Origin of the sequence: Cupriavidus pinatubonensis (genome assembly GCF_019602855.1) — a bacterium.
Taxonomy (GTDB): Bacteria; Pseudomonadota; Gammaproteobacteria; order Burkholderiales; family Burkholderiaceae; genus Cupriavidus; species Cupriavidus pinatubonensis.
The window spans coordinates 2,357,515-2,377,364 of sequence record NZ_CP080766.1 but is presented as its reverse complement, the minus strand read 5'-3'; the positions used below and the strand labels follow the sequence as shown (position 1 = coordinate 2,377,364).

The window sequence follows — 19,850 nt, the reverse complement described above, 5'->3', positions numbered from 1 at the left end:
CCGTCAGCGCGGCGGGCGGGCGCCCGGCGCATCGAAATCGATGCCCATTTCGCCGCGCTCGATCTGCTGCAGGCGCCGCATGAGATTGGCCGGACGCAGCGAGTTCGCCGCGATCACGCGCCGCACGAACAGGCCAAGGTGGTTGGGACGGATATGCTCGGGACACGCCAGCGTGCAGAGATTGCACATGACGCACTCGTCGAACACACGGCTCGACGCGGCCAGGTTTCCTTCCACCGCAAAGTTCACGCCCTGCTGGACTTCCAGACCTTTTGGACACGCGCGATCGCAGCCGCTGCAGTGGCGGCAATGCGCGGCCTCGGGAAAGGTCTGTGAAATCGCACCCAGGACTTGCCAGCTGTCGCTGAATTCTTCGATGCGATACACGTGGCGCGCCGACACCGTGAAGTAATCGAGGAAGGCGACCTGCATGCCCTCCTCGACCAGCGTCTCGCAAGCGAGCGCGGTCCTGACTTCCTGGTCGCCGCTGCGGCGCACCATGACGCGGCAGGACCCGCATACGCCCTGCCCCATGCAGCCGACACCCTCGACCAGCGTTTCGCCGGCATGGACGAAGGCCTGCAGGATCGAGCAATTGGGCGGTGCTTCCAGCTCGCGTCCTTCCATGCTCAAACGCACCATCTTCGCCCCCGTCGTCTGGCGACCCCGAAGCCACACCGGCGAACTCCACGAAAAGGTCATAACAACCATAGCACAGGCGCGGTCATTGGAAAGGAGGCGCATGAATGCTGTTCGGAGAGGCGGATCGGTTTGTACATCATGTGGCCCGCCATCGCGACCGCCTGTGGCCGCACGCAACTCGACAGCCGTCACCCTGCATCCCTTACATGGTGTGCAATCGTTGCAATGCCCCGAAGATCACAAAGCCGCGCCAGCGCCCGCGCGGCGACGCTGTGACGCGGTACGAATCTTGCCGTTCGTAGAAGACCGGCCCCAACGCCAGAGCGGGTGCAATCGCGCCTGCGGGCAATCGGGCATCCCCATGTTACTTCAGGACATCAGCATGAGTTACTACGACGAAGAGCGCTACAGGCGCGAACGCAGCAAGCGGCGAGACGATGATGACTGGCAACCTGAATCCGGGCGCGAAGCGTGGCAGTCGGAGCGCGCACGCCGGCGCCTGACGCCGGGGCAGACCAGCTATGGCGGCCCGGCGCCCCAGCGGGGCGGATATGGTGATCCGTACCAAGGGTCGTCAGGCCAGCGGTATGGAGAGCGCCGGTACGATGATCCCGACCAGGGGTACGGCTCATACGGCGCCGAGCGCTACCAGGACAATCCGTCGCGCGAACGAGGACGAGAGCGATATGGTGACCGCTATGGTGGCGAGCGCTATGGCGGCCGCGACGAAGGCCGCTATCGCACCGAAGAGGCTTACCGCGGCGGAGGCAGTACCGGAGGCGAAGGCCGTCACCGTGGCAGCGAACTGCGCTATGGCATGAACGGCGGCTACGGCTGGGATCGGGCCTCGGAATGGCGCGACCCGAGGGCCTGGCAGCGCGACGACGCGGAAGCCGAACGCCAGTGGCGCCAGAGCGTGGAACGCGCGCGCGAGCGGGAGCGCCAGACGGCAGGCCGCGACACCTATTTCAATGACCTCCGCAGCGATACCCGCTACTGGACAGAGGCTGACGACGACCGCGCGCAAGGCCAGCGCTACGAACGGCGCTACAGCCGCGAAGCGGCACAGCGGCGCGGCTGGGAAGTCGATGAAGACCGCGACGAAGACCATGGCGCGCTCTATAACCTCGGGCGCCGCATCGGCGAAGCCGTGGGCGATTTGTTCGGCACCTCGGAACGGCACGAGCGCCATGTGGGGCCGCGCGGCTACCAGCGCACCGACGAGCGGATCCGCGACCAGATCTGCGAGCGCCTGAGTTACGCGCGCGGCGTTGATATCAGCGATGTCAGTGTCGACGTCAAGGATAGTGTGGTGACGTTGTCCGGCACAGTGAAAAGCCGCAGCCAGAAGTACTACATCGAAGACCTGGCCGATTCGACCTATGGCGTCAGCGAGGTCAACAACGACATTCGCGTGCGCCGGGATACCGACACGTCGTCGCTGTCCGGCACTGGCGAAACGACAGGCAGCACCTGGCGGGGCTGATCGGGTACACCGGACAAGGTGAATTCAGGGCCTGGCGGCAATCAGTCGGGGCGGATGGGAAGCGATACGGCCTTCCGCCCGTCCTGGCTTCTGCCGGTTCACCCCTTGCGCATGCGTAGCAAATCGGCGTAAGACACGAGCTTGCGCTTTTCCTGCGCAAGCGTCTTTCTTTCCGGCACCGCGCGGGTTGGCCGACCGCGCTCGAACTTGGCGGCGGCGCGAGCATCCTCCCGCGCGTAGGTACTCGCGGTCCTGGCCTCCGCTTTCAGGCGTTCGGTTTCCAGCCGCGCAGCGCTGCGCTCTTCCCGCGCGATATCGCGCGCGGCCGACAGGATTTCGGCCCTCAATTGATCGCGCCTTTGCTTGGCAGCGGCACGCGCAGCCCGCAGTTGCTCCTTTCGCTGCCGCAGCCAGTCTTTCTTGTTGATCGGCGCAGGCCTGGCCTCTGCCGCCACACTCTGGCGCAGAGCCCTGCTGATTGAAACCTTCTCAGTCCCCAGCGTGCGCCGCGCTCCTCGTTTCAGATCACTCACGCCGTCACTCTCCTGCAGCACGTCACGACCGCTCATGCATAAGCCCTTGGAATCCACGAGCGTATCGCAGCAACCTTACCATAGGACGCCGTTTCGGGCCCGGACCGGCGGCGCGGCATCGAGCGGCCGTAGAGTCACGGAAAGCGAACCTACATGATGCTGTCTAGCAGCACTCTCGCCTCGTGAATTTCATCGATTCCGGATGCTTCGCCCACTGATCCCATGACTGCAGCCAACCGCTCCATGGCGCCGCGGCTGTTTCCTTGCCGCTGCCACAGCCGCGCCAGGCTGATGGTGGCGCGCAGTTCCAGCGGACGAGAGTGCTGGCGGTGGGCGACGGCGATCGCCTTCTCGAAGCACGCTTGTGCACGTGCGCAACGGTCGGCATCGGGCAACTCAAGGGACGAATCAGAACAGATCAGCTCGCCCTCGACCCGCGACAGCTCCGCCTCGACATGACGCTCGCCGCAGGCCGACGCCATGGCCCGGGCGTCGGCAATGGCGCGCAGTCCCGTTTCGGCCTGCCCGATCTGGCCGCTGCACTCGGCGAGAAGCGTCAGGAAGTGCGACTGCCCCAGCCGCGCGCCGGTGGCAAGATACGCGGCCATACCTGACTGTATGTCGGCAATACCTTGATCGTGGCGCCCCATCCGGACCAGCGCCTGACCACGCAGTGCGGTCGCCCACGCCGACCAGTGCGGAAAGCCCTGTTCCGTCGACAGCGCGATCGCGGCCTCGGCGAGATCGAGCGTGGTCTGCGCCTCGCGCAGGAATTCGTGCAGATGGGCCACGATGCACAACGTATGCGCAAGGGTGAACGGATGGGACAACCCGCGCGCGAGCGTGATTGCACGCTGGCTTCGAGCGCGCGCCTGCGCCGCATCGCCAAGGTTCCAGCGTACCAGCGCCGACAAGGAAAGCGCCCGTACCTCAGGGTCCACGCCATGGAAGTTCGGGTGGATCTGGCGCGCGCCAGACTGGTAGTGCGCCAGCGCATGATCGAAATGGACGTTGGCGATCCGGAAGCGCCCCGCGTAATACAGCGTCGTGGCCAGTGAGACATGCGCCTCGGCGAGCCATTCGGCGTTGCCGGCCCGCTCGGCAAGCCTGACCAGACCCTTGCCAAGCCTGTAGGCCTTGGCGTGTTCGGCGCTGATCGAGAAATACGTGCGCAGCCCCACCTGTGCCGGGAAGCTCTGCAACATGTCGTCTAGTTGCTCGTACAGCGCCAGGGCCCGCATGTAAGTCGCCTCGACTTCCCGCGAAGCAAAGCCGCGCGCCGCGATGAGCGCCGGGCCGATGGCAAGCCGCACCGCAAGTTCCTGCCGTGCGCGCGCCGGCGTATCGGGTTGGCGCGCAAGCAAGGCCAGCGCCTCGCCAAACTGGCGGACCGCCTCGCGGTAGGCCGAGCGCTGCAGCAACTGCTGCCCCGTGCAGAGCAGGTACTCGACCGCCTTGGGGTCGTTACCGCTGAGGCTGTAATGCCGCGCGAGCTCGCTGCAGTAGTCCGTCAACCGGTCGCGAAAGAGCGTTTCGATGGCCCGCGCCGTACGTTCATGCAAGGCGCTGCGCTGTTCCGTGAGCAACGTGCTGCCGGCCACTTCCTGCGTGAGGCCGTGCTTGAACGTGTATTCGACATCCGGGAAGGCGGGCCGCTCGTAGATGAATTCGCCTGCCTGCAGGCGCGCCAGCAACGGCCGCAGGACATCTTCCGGCTGCCCGATCACCTGCTCGATCAGGCTCAGCGAGAACTCCTTGCCAATGACGGCGAGGCTTTGCAGCAGATTCTTCTCGGCGGAAGGCAGCCGGTCGATACGCGCCGCCAGCACGCCGCGCACGGTAGTCGGGATATGCAGGGCCGCCGGTGTCGCCTCGATGTGATAGTGACCGCTCTCGCCCAGGAGCGTCTTCTCCTCGGACAGCGTCTGCACCACCTCCTCGATAAAGAATGGGTTGCCCTCGGTCTTTTCCAGGATCAGCGCCCTGAGGGTCTCCAGCGAGGGATGGTCGCCTAGCAAGGCAGTCAGCAGTTCCCCGGCCTCGGCCTGGCCGAGCGGGTCGAGCCGAAGCTGGGTGTAGCAGCCACGCGCGTGCCAGTCATGCCGGTACTCCGGCCGATAGTTCAGCAGCAGGAGAATCCTGGCGCTTGGAATGCGGTCGACCAGCACGTCGAGGAAGGCCTCGGTGTCGCTGTCCAGCCATTGCAGGTCTTCGAATATCAGCTGAAGGGGCTGGTTGGCGCTTTCGCAGATGAACAGCCGCACGATGGCATCGAACGTCCGCTGGCGCCGGATCTGCGGGTCCATGTTCGGCAACGCCGAATCCGGTTCACTGATCCCCAGCAGGTCGAGCATGCAGGGCAGCACGTCTTCAAGCGTACGGTCCAGCATCAGCATCCTGCCCGCAACCTTCTCGCGGCGCTGCCGTTCGTCGTCCTGGTCCTGGATCCGGAAGTAGTTCTTCACCAGTTCGATCAGCGGCAGATAGGCGAACGACTTACCATGCGACACAGAAAAAGTCTCGAGCACCATGCAGCCGCGCTGCGAAACCGCCTTGAACTCATAGAACAGGCGCGACTTGCCCACCCCGGCCTCGCCCACCACGGCGACAATCTGGCCGTGTCCCGCTGCGGCAAGTTCCAGCGCGCGGCGCAGTTGCTCCAGTTCCGCGTGCCGGCCGACGAACCGCGCCAGCCCGCGGCGCTGCGCCACCTGCAGGCGCGTGCGCAGCGCACCCAGGCGCACCACTTCGTACACGGCAAACGCATCGGGCATGCCCTTGACCTGCGTCGCCCCGAGCGCCTTGAAATCGAAATAGCCTTCCGTCAGCCGACAGGTCGGCTCGCTGACCAGAATCGAAGACGGCGTGGCAATGCTCTCCATGCGCGAGGCAATGTGGATTGTGTGCCCGACCGGGTCGTAGTCCGTGCGCAGGTCATCCTTGCGGATGGAGCGCACCACTACCTCGCCGGTGTGGATGCCCACCCGGATCTGCAGCGGAATGCCTTGCTCCAGGCGGACCCGGTCGCTATGGCGGCGCATTGCCGCCTGCATCCGCAGCGCGGCATACAGCGCGCGATGCGCGTGGTCCTCGTGCGCTATCGGCGCGCCGAACAGGGCCAGAATGCCGTCGCCCAGCGACTTCGCTACGTAGCCCTCGTAGTGGTGCACGGCCTCCATCATCAGGTCGATCACGGGATCGATCAGCCGGCGCGCTTCCTCCGGGTCCAGATCATGGATCAGCGCCGTCGAGCCCGCCATATCGGCGAACAGGGCCGTGATGGTCTTGCGCTCGCCCGCGCTGGCGCCGCGGGCTTCCATCGCCGCCTGTTCCGCAAGGATGCGGTCGACGAGGTGGCTGGGGGTGTAGTGGATGGGCGCGCGGACGGCGGCGGGCTGTACCTCGGCCGAAGGCTCCATGGCGGGCACCAGCGATGTACCGCACTCCGCACAAAACCTGTCCTCGGGATCGGCGGCATGACCGCAAGTCGGACAATGCAAGACCAGCCTCGCGCCGCAACTCTTGCAGAACTTGGCGGTGGCGGGGCTCACCGTTCCGCAGTTTGTGCAGCGCATATCGACCTCCCGATGCTTCCGCCCCATGCATCAGGTTAGGCGATCCGGTCCGTCCGCGTCATGGGCTTGTCAGATATGGCGGTTGCCGTCATGCTCCCCTCGCTGCGGGTGCGGTAATCATCGCCTTCCTCCCGCGCTCCGGCATTGCCCCGGCTTCCCGAGAGCCGTCAGAGGTAAGCGGGTCCGAAGCCGAAATGATGGATGAGCGCCAGGCCATGCCTTCCATGGAGCCAGAGTTCATCGGAAACCCACAAGGCAATCAGCCATGACGCGGCGACGATGACAAGATCGCAGCGGCCGCTTTTCCACCAGTTGAGGCTGTGACGTCCTGCGATCCACGGGATCCCCAACGGATTTGGCCAGTCGGCCAGCAGGTGCATGACGCCCCCGCAGGCAAAGCCGAACGCCGGCGCCGCCAGTGCATGGGCGCCCAGTGCCTGGTATGCCCACGCGAGAAGGCCGATCCAGGCGATGCCCCAATGCGTCCAGGTTCGATGCGTAATCCACAGGCGGCGCGACCTTGACCACCAGGCCACTTCGAGCCAGTCGGGCGCGGTGCTGCCGAACAGCGCCGCCACGAAGCCAAGCGCGCTTGCCCAGTGCCACCCTCCACCACCGCTCTTCCCGATCACCGCGGCGGCGATGACGGCCGCTGCCCATCCGGTGGCGTGGTGTGCTTTGCTTGAAGCCATGGTGGGACTGCGCTTGCTTGCCGGCGATCATTGAGGGGCCGCAATCTTGGCAGATGTGCAGGGGAAACGCCAGAGCACCCTTTTGACCGGCACGAGAATCAAAAACGCTGGCGCCATCTCGGAGCTCTACTCCGTTAGCGATGGTAATGCTCCGGTGGTTGCAAACTGAACGGTGGCGCATCAGGACACAAAAGCCTGCGTCTCGCCCGTTCGGTTGTGACGTCGGACAGCTTCAGACAGACGGCGGCTGCGCCGCAAGAAATGCTGAACCGATATCGCAGGACAGGCGCATCAGCAACGGCGCAAGTCGGGCGGCGGCTTCCGCGGCCGGCAACTTGGTCGACAGGCTGACGTTGAGGGCGTGAACCGGATGCGATCCAGGCTGTAGCGGGGTGGAGACCGCCACGACCTCAGGTTGCCAACTGGCGGCACACCATCCGTGCCGCTGGACATGTGCAATGGCATGCCGGATTTCCGCTTCAACCGTTCGCCAGTGGGCGAAGCGTGTCGAGAAGGCCGCCATCAGGCCAGCGCGTTCAGCTTCGGTTGCTACGGCCAGCCAGGCGCGTCCAAGGGAAGTGAGGGCTATCGGCACACGCTGACCCGCCACGACGCTGCGCAGGGACGCCTTGCGGCTGTAGCGGATCGATTCAAGGTAGACCATCTCGTCGCGGTCGGCCATCGCCAGGCCAACGTTCAGGTGTTCGCTTTCCGCAAGCTTACGCATGAACGGGGCCGCGACCTGCAGTACAGCGGAGCCCCCGCGCATCGCATGCGCGAGACTAAGCACGGGGACGCCGAGACGGTAGGCACGCAGTCCCGCGTCGTACTGGAGGAAGCCGGTCTCCACCAGGCTCTGCGTGAGTCGGCTTACCGTCGAGCGCGGCAGGCCGGTCCGTTCGGCGAGTTCGCTGTTTCCCAGGATTTCGGAACCCGGCCGGAACGCCCGCAGGATCTCGAGGCCGCGCTCAAGCGAGCGATTGGCCTGCAGGTTGGCCGGACGGCCACGTGCCCGGCGACTTGCATCTTGCGGATCCACCGTGCCGTCTCCCGCGGGCTTGTTGTCATTGGCTGCCGATCACCGCCACGCCGTCCGCCGCGCGCACGCCCTGGCCCGCGGGCAGCACGAAGATGGGGTTGATCTCCGCCTCCGCCAGCCGGGTGCCCATTGCCGCAGCCATGGCCGAGAACGCTACGATAGCATCCGCGAGCGCCGCCACATCGGCCTTTGGCCGTCCGCGGAACCCGTCAAGCAGCGGCCAGGTCTTGAGGTCGTGAATCATGGCCAGCGCCTCGTCACGCGCGAGCCCGCCCGTGGCGGGGAGCAGCCGCATGGTCGTGTCCTGGAACAGTTCCGCCGTGACGCCGCCCATGCCCAGGAGGATCGCTGTGCCGAGCGCATCGCGGTGCATGCCCAGAATCAGTTCAACGCCACCATTTACCATTTCCTGGACCAGGAAGCGTTCGGCGGCATGGCCTGTATGACGCTGCACGTCCTCGCGCATCTTCTCCAGTCGCCTGCCGATCTCCGCTGGCGCGACGCCTACCGCCACGCCGCCCACGTCACTCTTGTGCGTAATGGTGGAAGAGAGCAACTTCAGGACAACCTGTCCGCCCAGGTTCCGGGCGGCCGCTTCTGCCTGTACAGCGCCGCCGACTTCTTGTTCGCGTACGCCCGGTACGCCGAAACGGGCGAAGAGTTGCTTCGCCGCTGCCTCGTCCATTGGACCCGGGAGCAGGTCCGTGGTGTCTATGAACTCAGCTTCCGGCGTTGGAGCATCATCGTTGCGCACGAGTCGCTGGACCGACAGCATGGCGCCGAACGCCACCGCGCAGCTTTCGGGCGCGCTGAACGCGGGTACGCCGCGCTGGTTCAACACGGCCGCGGCCTCTGGAGCATGGGGACTGACGTAGGCCAGCACGGGCTTGTCGCTCTCTGGCAGGCAGTCGGTAATGGCATCAGCCATCAGGTGTGGCATCGCCAGCCCGGACGAGCCGACGATAACCGCCACGGCGTCATAGGCAGGACTGGCGAGCAGGATGCGGATTGCACTGCGCAGCAGGTCTGGCTGCAGGCCGGCGAGCGTCACGTCGATGGGATTACGATCCAACGCCGCGTGGTCGCCCCTCTGCAAGGCGCGCAACTGTTGCGCGGTAGCGGTGTCTGGCGGTGGCGTTTCGAAGCCGGAGACACCGAGGCTGTCGGACACAAGCGTGCCGGCTCCGCCAGTAGAAGTGAGCACGGCAATCCGCTTGCCGTTCAGACGGCGGCCGGTCGCGAGCGCGGCAGGAATGTCGATCAGATCCGAGAAAGCTTGTGCGCGGATGATGCCCACCTGTGCGAACAAGGCGTCGTACATGCGGTCGGCGCCCGCCATGGCGCCCGTATGCGAGACGGCGGCCCGGGCGCCGGCTTCGGAACGGCCGATCTTGAACGCGACGACTGGCTTCCCGGCCCTTGCTGCTTTCAGTGCCGCCGCACGGAACTTGTCGGGATGCCGCACGCTTTCCACGTACAGCGCGATGACGCGGGTGGCGGGATCGTCCGCCAGGTAGTCGATGAAATCCGATAAATCGAGATCTGCCTCGTTGCTGGTGGAGACCAGCTTGGACAAGCCCACGCCGCGAGCCGCGGCACGCGACAACACCGCGCCCAGGATGCCGCCGCTCTGCGATACCACGCCAATGCCGCCGGCCGGAAACTTATCCATCTCCAGCGCGCCGCTTGCCGAGAGCGGGATGCTCTCGGTGACATTGACCAGCCCGATCGTGTTCGGCCCAAGCAGGCGCATCTTGCCGGCGGCCTCCACGAGTTCGGCCTGCCTGCGCGCGCCTTCCGCGCCGGTCTCCGTATAGCCGCTTGCCAGCACGATTGCCGCCCCTGTGCCTCGCGCCGCAAGTTCGCGTACCGCGTGGTGCGCACGTTCGGCGCCGAGAAGGACAATGCCCACGTCGGGGACTTCGGGAAGCGAGCTGATATCCGGATAGCAGCGCACGCCTGCAATCGCATCCACCTTGGGATTGACCGGATAGATGGCACCGGAATAGCCGTGGCGCAACAGGTAGGAAACCGGCCGTCCGGCTGTCTTGGCGGGATCGGCCGACGCGCCGATCACCGCCACGCTTCGTGGCGTGAAGAGGCGCGAGATCGCGTCGGCATTCGGGCGCGTGGCAGCCGGCGAAAACTGATGGGATGTCGTCATGATGTCTTAGCCCTTCGCCGCTGCGTTTGGAGTGGCTGTCTTCGCAAGGAAGGCGAGCACGGATTCGCGATGCTCGGCGCTCGTGTAGCAAATGCCTTGGGCCTGGCTGCCCTGCGCGAACACTTGATCCGCGGTGAGCTCGAAGGTCTGGTTCAGGATCGTCTTGCCCAGCGCCAGCGCCGTGGCCGAGCCCTGCGACAACTCCACCGCCCACGCGACCGCTTCGGACACCAGCGCTTCCGGCGACGTGCTCAGCCGGTCTGCGATGCCCAGGGTCAGCGCTTCATCGGCCTCTACCTTGCGGCCGCTGAAGATCAGCCCCTTGGCGATGGACAGTCCGGTTCGGCGCGGCAGGAAGTACATGCCGCCGCCATCCGGAATCAGCCCGCGATGGATGTAGGACCAGGCAAAGCTGGCCGATGCGGAGGCCATCACGAAGTCGCAGGCCATGGCCAGGTCGGCGCCGAGTCCGTTGGCGCTGCCATTGACCGCCGCGATGACCGGCTTGGGCATATCGTGCAGCAGCGCCACCGAGTGGTGCACGCGCTGCTGGCGCGTCCAGCCGTTGAAGCCGACTTCGCCAGCCGGCGCATCCATGCGCCGCTGCATGCCCGCTACGTCCCCGCCGGCGCAGAAGCCTTTGCCGTTGCCGGTCAGCACGAGCGCGCGGATTTCGCGGCTGGCGGCGATGGACTCGAGCGCATGGATGAGCTCAGTGCGCATGTCGTCGCTGATGGCGTTGCGCTTTTCAGGACGGTTCAGCGTCAGGACTGCGATGCCTGCACGGTCTTCGAGATGGATCAGTTGGTATTCGCTCATGATGGGTGCCTGGATGATGTTGCGGAGGATGTCAGTTAAGGGTGATGTGGGCGTCCTTGACGACCTTGCTCCAGCGCGCCTGCTCTCCGAGCACGTAGCGGGCGAGATCTTCAGGCGTTCCGGGCGAGACGATCAGACCCTCCGACGCTACGCGTTTGCGGAATGCATCAGCCGTCACAGCCTTTCGGGCCGCGGCGTTCAAGCGGGCGATCACGGGCGCGGGCGTACCGGCCGGGACGAACAGCCCATACCAGCTCTCCGCGACGTATTCCGGTACGCCGGCCTCGGCGATGGTCGGCACCTGCGCCAGGTCGGCGCTGGTGGAGCGTTGAGACGTGGTTACCCCGAGCGCACGCAGCTTGCCCGATTCGAGCAGGTTGCCCACAGCCGACGCCGTCGCAAACATCATGTCCACCTGCCCGCCGAGGAGATCGGTGATGGCAGGGCCGGCCCCCTTGTACGGGATGTGGTTGAGGTCGATCCTGGCCAGGCTTTTGAACAACTCGCCAGCCAGATGCGCTGATGTGCCGGGGCCCTGGGATGCGAACGAGAGCTGCCCCGGCTTTGCGCGGGCAGCATTGATGATGTCCCGCACTGACTTGTACGGACTGTCGGCCCGCACGACGAGCACATTGGGCGACCGGCCGATCAGCATGACTGGCGCGAAGGCCTTGTCGGTCTGGTAAGGCAGCTTCGGCTGCAAACTAGGGTTGACGGCATGCGCGAACGTCGCCATGACCAGCGTGTAGCCGTCTGGGGGAGCCTTGGCGACGTTATCCGTACCGATGATGGTTCCGCCGCCGGGTCGATTGTCGATGACCACAGGTTGGCCCAGGTCCTGGCCCATCGCGACGCCCATGGCGCGCGAGATCAGGTCCGTGCCGCCGCCCGGGGAAAACGGCACGACGATGCGAATGGGCTTGTCGGGATATGCGGCCTGCGCCGGCGGCGCTGCGATACCTGCCAGCATTGCGAGTAGCGCAAAGAGCGCCATCAGCTTGCGGACGGCACATAGTGGGAAGCTTGCCACGGTGGTCTCCTGTCGTCTGAGTCGCCGGCACGATGTGCCGGCTGCAGAAACAGGTTAAGCGCGGTGCGTCAAAAGGTCTGCAGTGCAATTCCACGCTATGGAATTGATGTTTACTGGTCGACGAGCTCCGTTTCGACGTTCGCGTGCGGTTCCGAGGGCTGGTCAGGCGGCTTTGGCAGCAGTGGGAGTCTGACCGAGCACATGGTGTGCCGTTTGTCCGGACGCAAGCGCGCCGCACCGAAGGCGGCCCACGCCAGCAGTAGGCCGCCGACATCGCCGAGGTTATGGCCAGCATCTGCGAGAAACGCAAGAGATAGCTTGCCAGCCATAGAACGCCTCAGTGAGCGCGAAGCCAACGTTCAAACAAGGGCCTATGGTGGATTCCCGCTTGCGCTTTGGGCTGACAGGTCTGCCGGCACTCGCGGGCCCAGTTTTCAGCCCCCCTCACTTGTCTCGCCATGCCCTTGGCAATGGGGAATGATGCCGTCAAGACGATAGCCACTCCTCGACGTTATCACGGGTGGGGATGCCGCCGGCGTGCACCACCTTGCCGTCGACAACCACGCCCGGGGTGCGCATGATGCCGTAGCTCACTATGTCGCGCATTTCCTCCACCTTCTGGATACTGATGGCAATGCCATTGTCCAGCGCCACCTGCTCGATCAGTGCGATGGTGTTCCTGCAGTTGGCGCAGCCGCTGCCCAGTACCTTGATGTCTTTCATACGGCCTCCTTACAGCGCCCAGTTGAATATGTAGCCTACCAGCAGGATGCCAGTGGCGACGACACCCAGGAAAATGGCGATCAGGCGCACCTTCAGTACCTTGCGCAGGATGACGACCTCGGGGAGCGACAGCCCGATCACGCTCATCATGAAGGCTAGCACCGTCCCCAGTGCCGCGCCCTTCGCCAGAAGCGCCTGGACGATCGGAATGACCCCGGCGGCATTGGTGTACATCGGTACGCCGATCATGACCGCCATCGGCACGGCCCACCAGGCGTCCTTGCCCATGATCGAGGCCATGAAATCCTCCGGCACATAGCCATGGATGCCCGCGCCAATGGCAATGCCGGCGAGAATATAAGGCCAGACCTTGCCGACGATCTGGCGCACGCTCCGCATGCCCGCTGCGATGCGATCGCTAAGATCGACACCGGTTGCTTCGAAATGCGCGGCGGCTCTCGGCATGTCGCGCACCCAGTCTTCAAGATACGCCTCCATCCCGAGCCGTCCGATGATCCAGCCTGCAGCCACGGCGATCGTCAGCCCCAAGGCGAGATACAGCAGCGCTATTTTCCAACCAAATAGCCCGAACAGCAGGGTGAGCGCTACCTCGTTGACCATGGGCGCGGCAATCAGGAAAGAGAAGGTTACGCCCAACGGCACGCCGGCTTGCACGAAACCGATGAAGAGCGGTACCGCCGAGCACGAGCAAAATGGCGTGACCACGCCGAGGCTGGCCGCCATCGCGTTGGCCACGCCTTCGCGACGCCCTGCCAGCAATGCGCGCGTGCGCTCTGGCGTGAAGTAGCTGTTAATCATGCCCATCCCGAACACGATGCCAGTCAGCAGAAGCAAGACTTTCGGTGTGTCATACAAAAAAAACTGCAGTGCGCCGCCAAGGCGGCTGTCGCGCGCCACCGGCAATGCCTCCACCAATGCTTCGGACAGGGGCAGAAGGGATTGGTACAGCGCCCACCAGATTGCTGCGGCAGCCACGAGGAAGAGTCGCGGGCCTCGTTGTGGCAAACGCATCACAAATTCATTCATGATTCGGACTCCGTGAGTCGCTCTCGTGGGTGAACCAGCTTGCACTTGCTCGCGATAGCCCAGCAGCTCAACAACTCAACGCCGTGCACAACCACGGCCATACCTGGCAACTGTTAGCGTGGGATGAAGACGGGCTGGGCAGCCAAAATGAACGGACACCGTTGCTGCACCAGCTCCGCCAAGTCCCTACTTCCGAGCTCGGAATCCAGCGCATCCGACAACACCTCGCGATCCAGGTTTGCAGCGCCGTGCGATCTGAAACCGGATGGGCGTCGGCGAGGTGGCTATTCATTGTCGACCTTGATACTAGGGGCCCGTGCCACATGCAGCGAAGGCGCTGGCGATTCCACGGATGCGAATGCGCCTGCCGTCCTCGCGTGCTTTAATGAGGAACATGCCATCGCAAGCAAGCTTATCTCCCCAGCGCGCGTGGATACATGGCCAATAACAAAAGGATAGAAGGGCCGTCGAGACGGCCATTGATACAGGTCAACCTGCAGAAACGGACAGGTGGCGCACGAACTCCGACCTAGGGCTCGCGATGGCCGTGCGCCCCGTGGTCGGAGCGCTGAGCGGCAAACCAAGCATGGATCGCCGCAATCACAGCAGGGGCGGTGCTGGTAAAGGTCAAGCTCGCCCCGGCCGGGATACTCCTGTATTCGACATGAAGCTTGTCGCCCGCGCCGGCCAGTTCGGCCAGTCCAGCCATGTCATGACCGTGGATTCTTGCAGGATCAGAGAAGTCCCCCCGACCGAAACGTTTTGCCTCGGTTGCCAGATGCGAGCGAATGAGCGCGATCTGCTCGGTGTCGTTCTTGGCGTTTGCCGTGATCGTCTCAATCCCCCCGCTCACGGTATCGTCAAAAAAATGCGTGGTCCGCTCCAGATCAAACGGCATCACCGCCGCGCCGCGGTGGGCGACTTCAGTCTGGCGCGAGTGCATGTCGTGTTGCAACATCGCGTCGCCCGGTTGCGCCGCAAAGGCAATCGATATGCCGCAAATTAGTGGGCCCGCCGCGCCTATCAATGTTCTTTTCATTGCGTTCAATCCGTGTGACTGCCAATTCCGGGGCCAGAAACCGCCCCCGGTCCGTGATGGTCGGGCAGGGTGATGCCTTTTTCCTTGGTGCGCTTCTGCACCTCGACGTGTGCCGTTTTTGCCACATTTTGACGATCCTCGGGCGTCTTGGCATTGCGCATCGTAAGGCTCTCGCCATGCCAGGTCATGTATTGATTGTCGATGATGATGCGGAGACCCGCAGGCTGCTGCGCGAGTATCTGCAAAAGCAGGGCTATCGCGCGACGGCCGTAGCCGATGGTCGCGCCTTGCGTGCCGCCCTCGGTACGGCGCGCCCGGATCTCATCGTCCTCGATCTGATGCTGGCTGGGAAGGATGGCCTGGAACTATGCCGCGACCTGCGCACCCGTTCCAATTTGCCGATCATCATGCTTACTGCGCGCGACGAGGAGACCGACCGCGTGGTCGGACTGGAGATGGGCGCCGACGACTACGTTGTGAAGCCCTTCAATCCGCGCGAATTACTCGCCCGGATCAAAAGCGTACTGAGACGCGCCCGCTCGCTACCTGATAATCTGGAGCCCGAAGCAGCCGCGTGGTTCAAGTTCAGCGGGTGGGTGCTCGATGCCGCAACCCGCAACCTCACCTCCGACCGCGCACCCATGCCCGAGGACGGACCACTGGAGGTCGCGCGCGCGGCACACGCTTTCAATACCATGCAAGCGAGCCTGAGCCGCTACCTTCGAGAGCGCAGTGCTACGCTTGCGGCGATGTCGCATGACTTGAAGACGCCGATCACCCGCTTGCGCCTGCGCGCCGAACTGCTTGACGACGGAGAGCTGAAACAAGAGATCTCCCAGGACTTGCATGACATGGAGTCGATGGTGCAGGCCACGCTCGCGTTCATGCGCGGAGGGGACAGCGCGGAACCAATCCAGCCCCTTGACGTGACGGCATTGCTCGAGAGCCTGCAGGCCGATGCGGAAGAGGTCGGTGCGCACGTTTCAATCGAAGGAAGCACCGACAGGCCATATCCTGGCCGCCCGCAAGCGCTCAAGCGCTGCCTTAGCAACCTTGTGGATAACGCATGCAAGTTTGGAAATCGCGCAGAAATCCTGGTCGAGGACGACGAGAGGCAACTCGTAATACGCGTTCTGGATCAGGGGCCCGGCATTTCCGAGGCGCAGCTCGAGCGCGTGTTTGAGCCTTTCTATCGCATTGAGAGATCCCGCAGCCGCGATACCGGAGGCACCGGATTAGGCCTGACGATCGCCCGAGCGATCGCTCAAATTCACGGCGGCACAGAAACCCGAAGTTTGCGACCGCCGCCGCATCGGCGCCTCGCGGACAACCGACCTTTAGCTCAGCCATCGCCACTATTGCCGCCTGAGCATCAGGTCCAAGTTCTGAACCGCGGCGCCGGACGCACCTTTGCCAAGGTTGTCGAACACCGCCGACAGCAGCACGTGCCCATGCTCCCCGTTGGAAAACACGCTCAGGTGCATGTCGTTTGTACCGTTCAGCACTTGCGGATCCAGGTGCTTTAAATCGCGCGATTCGTGCAACGGCAGGACATGTACATGGGCCGCCCCGGCATAGTGGCGCGCGAGACATGCGTGGAGCGTGGCGCCATCCACATCGAGGGCCAGCAGCCGCAACGCGATAGGCACCGTCAGCACGATGCCCTGGCGGAACGCACCATACGCGGGAACGAAGATGGGACGCTCCGCGAGCCCGGCGTGCTGCTGGATTTCCGGGGGGTGCTTGTGCGCGAGCCCCAGGCCATACATCTGGAATGCCGGCGGGCTGACGGCATCCTGCCCCTCATATTCCTCCACGCCGGCACGGCCGCGGCCGGAGTAGCCGGACACCGCATGGATGCTGAGCGGATAGTTGGCCGGGACAAGCCCGGCCTGCACCAGCGGACGCAATAGGCCAACCGCACCAGTCGGATAGCAGCCGGGATTGGTGACCCGTCGTGCGTTCGCGATGCGTGCGGCCTGTTCCGGTGCCATTTCCGGAAAACCATATGTCCAGTCTGGATGCGTGCGGTGGGCAGAGCTTGCATCGATCACCCTGACGGCGGGATTGACGATGGCGTTCACCGCCTCGCGCGCGGCGGCATCGGGCAAGCAAAGGATAGCGATGTCGCAGGCATTGATTGCATCCGCACGACGCCGTGGGTCCTTGCGTTCCGAGGCGGCAAGCGTGAATAGGCGGAGGTCGGTCCGGCCGCGCAGCCGTTCGTGGATTTGCAACCCGGTGGTGCCTTGGTCGCCGTCGATGAAAACGAGGGGAGAGTTCATGACAGGAATACTCCGGTGACTGAAGGAATAACACGTCGAAGGACGTAGAAGGACGTCGACGGAGCCCCAATCTTCCATCGACCGCTAAAATAGGGAAAGTTGAATTTCACAACCTTGACGTTCAGTTTTCCTGAATCGGGAGCCGACATGCGAGAGATCAGCCTGGACCGCCTGCGCACGCTGGTCGCCATTGCCGACCATGGCTCATTCGCCGGGGCGGCGCGCGCCTTGCACCTTGCGCCGCCCACGGTCAGCCTCCACATCGCGGAACTGGAACACCGCATCGGTGCGCCGCTGCTGTCGCGAAAACGCGGACAGGTAAGGCCGTCGGCGATCGGAGAGGTGCTGTTGGAGCGCGGGCGCCGGCTGCTGGCCGATGCCGAGCAGGCGCTGGACGATATACAGCGACAGGTGGAAGGGCTCGAAGGGCGCGCCCGGCTCGGCGCGTCGACTGGCGCGATCGCGCACCTGCTGCCGCAGGCGCTGGAGGTGCTGCGCCAGCAGCATCCCGGCATCGACATTCAGATCGCGGTCCTGACTTCGCAGGAAACACTGTCACGGCTGGCGGACGGTACGCTCGATATCGGGCTGGTGGCACTGCCTCAGCCGCCGGTAGCCGGACTGGTGATCAAGCCCTGGCGCCGCGACCCCGTGATGGCCTTCGTGCCGGGACATTGGCGGTGCCCGGCCCGCGTCACGCCGGAATGGCTCGCCGCCCAGCCGTTGATTCTCAATGACGCGACCACGCGCCTCTCGCGTCAGACTGCGGAGTGGTTCGCGGCCGCGGGACACCATCCTGCCCCACGCATTCAGCTCAACTACAACGACGCGATCAAGAGCCTCGTCGCAGCGGGTTACGGCGCCGCGCTGTTGCCCCACGAGGCCACCACGCCGTTGCCGGACAAGCGCATCGTCATGCGTCCACTGCGCCCTGCACTATGGCGTCGGCTCGGCATCGCGCATCGTGCGGGGTACGTTGAACGCTCCACCCAACACGTTCTGGATGTGCTGTGGGATCTGCGGTTGGTGTAATCGTTGCCAGTCCCTGCTTCGGTGCACACGCGCCCCGCGCAGGCGCCAGAGTTGCCAGCGCTTGACATCGGGACCGGTACAAGCTTTGCTTGCGATAGGAAGTGGCTCTCCAGTTATCGCCATGTCCCTGCAGACGCCCCCTTCATCTTTTGCCCCTACCTGGGCCCTCCACTGCACACGCTTTCGCGGGCAGACGCCACCGCGCGCCTGCCTGTACCTGCTTGCTGATCTGCGCCGGGGCGTCGCGCTGTCAGCCATGCTGGCCGAGCAGCCTCTGGGCCGAGCCTTGGCCTCGTGGCTGGAAGCGGCGGCAATCGGCAGGGTCGCGCCTCAGGCGATGCAGTCGACCGACCTTCCCTCGGAGCATGACCGGCAAGCGCTTTATGCGTGGATTGCGGCACACGACGTTGTCCTGGAGCCGCAGAATCCATGGGGACGTTCCTGGAAACCTGTCGATCAACTCTTGCACTCCGCGTGGGAAAGCCTCGGTCTGACGCCGGGCGCATTCGGCGAGGTGCCCACCTGGGCCGGCGCGCAGCAAAGGCTGGACCTCTGGTTTCGCGAACATTGTCAGCACGTCAGTGGGACGTGACTCCGCGAGCGGGCGACACTGGCCGCGGTAGGTCCTGAGCGGTCTCTCCTGCGTCGTCTCGCAATCTGTTGGTTACCGGGCTGCTCCGGCCCACAACTCCTGATATATTACATATCTGATGAGATTGCCGTGAAGATCGACGTAGCACGCAATGCGCGATTCAAAGAACGCCACCGGTTGAAACGGAGACCAGCCGAACATGACGCCCACAATCATCTATACCCACACCGCGTGTCTCGAACACCGCCCCGGACCGCACCACCCGGAATCGCCTGAACGCCTGAAAGCCGTCGTGGAGGCGTTGCGAACGCCGGAATTCGCATCTCTGGAATGGCGCGATGCGCCGATGGGGACCGTCGAACAGTTGCAATTGATCCACGATACGGACTACATCGACGAGATCGCACAACGCGCGCCCACACACGGATACGTGCCGCTGGACGCGGGGGATACGGTCATGTCGCCAGGGTCGTGGGAAGCCGTGATGCGCTGCGTCGGCGCGGCTTGCGCGGGTGTCGATACCGTGATGAACGGCGACGCGCGTAACGTGTTCTGCGCGACGCGGCCGTGCGGCCATCACGCTGAACCGGCGAAGGCAATGGGATTTTGCATTTTCAACCAGGCGGCGATCGCCGCGGCTTACGCCTGTGAGGTCCACAAACTCGAGCGCGTTGCCGTGGTTGATTTCGACGTGCATCACGGCAATGGAACCCAGGCAGCGTTCTTCAACCGCCCGGAACTGTTCTACGCATCCAGCCACCAGTCGCCGTTCTATCCGGGCACCGGAGCGCGGTCCGAGACAGGGGTGAACCACAATATCGTCAACGTTCCGTTGCCTCGCGGCTGCGAGTCAGCGCAGTTCCGTGCGGCGATTTCCGCTCTCGTGCTTCCTTCGCTAAGAGCGTTCGCCCCCGACCTCCTCATTATCTCGGCGGGATTCGATGCGCACCGCCTGGATCCCCTCGCTGGCATGAACCTGGAGGACAGCGACTTCCATTGGATCACCCGGGAACTGATGCAAATTGCCGACGAGGCGTGCAACGGCCGCATCGTATCGATTCTGGAAGGCGGCTATAGCCTGGACGCCTTGGCCACGAGTTCGATGGCGCATGTCGGCGCACTGATGCAGGACGCTGGCATCTAGTCCGTGCT

At 64.4% G+C, this 19,850-nt stretch carries 16 protein-coding genes and 1 pseudogene; 5 read left to right on the top strand and 12 right to left on the bottom strand.

The annotated features are described in order from the left end of the window. Positions 1 to 3 precede the first annotated feature (3 nt). On the bottom strand, positions 4 to 642 hold the full coding sequence (locus K2O51_RS10795) for a 4Fe-4S dicluster domain-containing protein (protein WP_011300706.1): 639 nt from the start codon (positions 640 to 642) through the stop codon (positions 4 to 6). 382 nt (positions 643 to 1,024) lie between these two features. Between K2O51_RS10795 and K2O51_RS10790 the strand changes: the two genes are divergently transcribed. Continuing rightward, entirely contained in the window at positions 1,025 to 2,128 is a 1,104-nt protein-coding gene (locus K2O51_RS10790) for a BON domain-containing protein (RefSeq protein ID WP_140948913.1), read from the top strand. A 98-nt stretch (positions 2,129 to 2,226) separates the two neighbouring features. On the opposite strand, the gene K2O51_RS10785 is transcribed toward K2O51_RS10790, so the two are convergent. From K2O51_RS10785 to K2O51_RS10740, 10 genes are all read right to left on the bottom strand, one after another. Next, positions 2,227 to 2,661 (bottom strand): hypothetical protein, encoded by a 435-nt coding sequence (locus tag K2O51_RS10785; RefSeq protein ID WP_220630689.1) that lies wholly within the window; start codon positions 2,659 to 2,661, stop codon positions 2,227 to 2,229. A gap of 149 nt (positions 2,662 to 2,810) precedes the next feature. Further along, positions 2,811 to 6,236 carry an adenylate/guanylate cyclase domain-containing protein gene (locus tag K2O51_RS10780; RefSeq protein WP_220630200.1) on the bottom strand — a complete coding sequence of 1,142 codons (3,426 nt, stop codon included), beginning with the start codon at positions 6,234 to 6,236 and terminating at the stop codon, positions 2,811 to 2,813. 167 nt (positions 6,237 to 6,403) lie between these two features. After that, positions 6,404 to 6,928, bottom strand: coding sequence for a metal-dependent hydrolase (locus K2O51_RS10775; RefSeq protein ID WP_220630199.1), 525 nt, complete (start codon positions 6,926 to 6,928; stop codon positions 6,404 to 6,406). A 232-nt stretch (positions 6,929 to 7,160) separates the two neighbouring features. Further along, entirely contained in the window at positions 7,161 to 7,967 is an 807-nt protein-coding gene (locus K2O51_RS10770; protein WP_011300711.1) for an IclR family transcriptional regulator, read from the bottom strand. A 25-nt stretch (positions 7,968 to 7,992) separates the two neighbouring features. Continuing rightward, a complete protein-coding gene (locus tag K2O51_RS10765; protein WP_220630198.1) occupies positions 7,993 to 10,131 on the bottom strand; it encodes an acetate--CoA ligase family protein in 2,139 nt (712 codons plus the stop codon). Positions 10,132 to 10,137: 6 nt separating this feature from the next. Continuing rightward, entirely contained in the window at positions 10,138 to 10,950 is an 813-nt protein-coding gene (locus tag K2O51_RS10760) for an enoyl-CoA hydratase/isomerase family protein (RefSeq protein ID WP_140948916.1), read from the bottom strand. Positions 10,951 to 10,981: 31 nt separating this feature from the next. After that, complete coding sequence (locus K2O51_RS10755) at positions 10,982 to 11,944, bottom strand: tripartite tricarboxylate transporter substrate binding protein (protein ID WP_041680524.1); 963 nt, start codon at positions 11,942 to 11,944, stop codon at positions 10,982 to 10,984. 522 nt (positions 11,945 to 12,466) lie between these two features. Further along, positions 12,467 to 12,703: a thioredoxin family protein gene (locus tag K2O51_RS10750; protein ID WP_011300715.1), complete on the bottom strand. Its 237-nt coding sequence runs from the start codon at positions 12,701 to 12,703 to the stop codon at positions 12,467 to 12,469. 9 nt (positions 12,704 to 12,712) lie between these two features. After that, positions 12,713 to 13,750 carry a permease gene (locus K2O51_RS10745; RefSeq protein WP_011300716.1) on the bottom strand — a complete coding sequence of 346 codons (1,038 nt, stop codon included), beginning with the start codon at positions 13,748 to 13,750 and terminating at the stop codon, positions 12,713 to 12,715. A 529-nt stretch (positions 13,751 to 14,279) separates the two neighbouring features. Beyond that, positions 14,280 to 14,789, bottom strand: coding sequence for an aspartate carbamoyltransferase (locus K2O51_RS10740; protein WP_220630197.1), 510 nt, complete (start codon positions 14,787 to 14,789; stop codon positions 14,280 to 14,282). On the opposite strand from K2O51_RS10740, the pseudogene K2O51_RS35555 reads away from it, so the two are divergent. Next, a pseudogene (locus tag K2O51_RS35555) lies at positions 14,777 to 16,027 on the top strand (response regulator); the annotation flags it as partial. The gene K2O51_RS10740 and the pseudogene K2O51_RS35555 overlap by 13 nt on opposite strands. 117 nt (positions 16,028 to 16,144) lie before the next feature. Here the strand turns inward: K2O51_RS35555 and argC are convergent. Next, the gene (argC, locus tag K2O51_RS10730) at positions 16,145 to 17,074 is read right to left on the bottom strand and encodes an N-acetyl-gamma-glutamyl-phosphate reductase (protein WP_011300719.1); all 930 of its coding nucleotides are present in this window, start codon (positions 17,072 to 17,074) and stop codon (positions 16,145 to 16,147) included. Between the two features lie 147 nt (positions 17,075 to 17,221). Between argC and K2O51_RS10725 the strand changes: the two genes are divergently transcribed. The 3 genes from K2O51_RS10725 to K2O51_RS10715 all read left to right on the top strand — a co-directional run bounded on the left by K2O51_RS10725 (position 17,222) and on the right by K2O51_RS10715 (position 19,842). Continuing rightward, on the top strand, positions 17,222 to 18,106 hold the full coding sequence (locus tag K2O51_RS10725; protein WP_140948919.1) for a LysR family transcriptional regulator: 885 nt from the start codon (positions 17,222 to 17,224) through the stop codon (positions 18,104 to 18,106). 121 nt (positions 18,107 to 18,227) lie between these two features. After that, on the top strand, positions 18,228 to 18,698 hold the full coding sequence (locus K2O51_RS10720; RefSeq protein WP_140948920.1) for a hypothetical protein: 471 nt from the start codon (positions 18,228 to 18,230) through the stop codon (positions 18,696 to 18,698). Positions 18,699 to 18,897: 199 nt separating this feature from the next. Then, positions 18,898 to 19,842 carry a histone deacetylase family protein gene (locus tag K2O51_RS10715; protein WP_011300721.1) on the top strand — a complete coding sequence of 315 codons (945 nt, stop codon included), beginning with the start codon at positions 18,898 to 18,900 and terminating at the stop codon, positions 19,840 to 19,842. The last annotated feature ends 8 nt before the right edge of the window (positions 19,843 to 19,850 follow it).

What these genes read in the sequence shown, in the direction of transcription:
- K2O51_RS10740 (WP_220630197.1), bottom strand. Translation starts at nt 14,789, where the DNA reads ATGAAAAGAACATTGATAGGCGCGGCGGGCCCACTAATTTGCGGCATA.
- argC (WP_011300719.1), bottom strand. Translation starts at nt 17,074, where the DNA reads ATGAACTCTCCCCTCGTTTTCATCGACGGCGACCAAGGCACCACCGGG.
- K2O51_RS10780 (WP_220630200.1), bottom strand. Translation starts at nt 6,236, where the DNA reads ATGCGCTGCACAAACTGCGGAACGGTGAGCCCCGCCACCGCCAAGTTC.
- K2O51_RS10755 (WP_041680524.1), bottom strand. Translation starts at nt 11,944, where the DNA reads ATGGCGCTCTTTGCGCTACTCGCAATGCTGGCAGGTATCGCAGCGCCG.
- K2O51_RS10745 (WP_011300716.1), bottom strand. Translation starts at nt 13,750, where the DNA reads ATGAATGAATTTGTGATGCGTTTGCCACAACGAGGCCCGCGACTCTTC.
- K2O51_RS10795 (WP_011300706.1), bottom strand. Translation starts at nt 642, where the DNA reads ATGGTGCGTTTGAGCATGGAAGGACGCGAGCTGGAAGCACCGCCCAAT.
- K2O51_RS10775 (WP_220630199.1), bottom strand. Translation starts at nt 6,928, where the DNA reads ATGGCTTCAAGCAAAGCACACCACGCCACCGGATGGGCAGCGGCCGTC.
- K2O51_RS10720 (WP_140948920.1), top strand. Translation starts at nt 18,228, where the DNA reads ATGTCCCTGCAGACGCCCCCTTCATCTTTTGCCCCTACCTGGGCCCTC.
- K2O51_RS10760 (WP_140948916.1), bottom strand. Translation starts at nt 10,950, where the DNA reads ATGAGCGAATACCAACTGATCCATCTCGAAGACCGTGCAGGCATCGCA.
- K2O51_RS10715 (WP_011300721.1), top strand. Translation starts at nt 18,898, where the DNA reads ATGACGCCCACAATCATCTATACCCACACCGCGTGTCTCGAACACCGC.
- K2O51_RS10790 (WP_140948913.1), top strand. Translation starts at nt 1,025, where the DNA reads ATGAGTTACTACGACGAAGAGCGCTACAGGCGCGAACGCAGCAAGCGG.
- K2O51_RS10765 (WP_220630198.1), bottom strand. Translation starts at nt 10,131, where the DNA reads ATGACGACATCCCATCAGTTTTCGCCGGCTGCCACGCGCCCGAATGCC.
- K2O51_RS10750 (WP_011300715.1), bottom strand. Translation starts at nt 12,703, where the DNA reads ATGAAAGACATCAAGGTACTGGGCAGCGGCTGCGCCAACTGCAGGAAC.
- K2O51_RS10725 (WP_140948919.1), top strand. Translation starts at nt 17,222, where the DNA reads ATGCGAGAGATCAGCCTGGACCGCCTGCGCACGCTGGTCGCCATTGCC.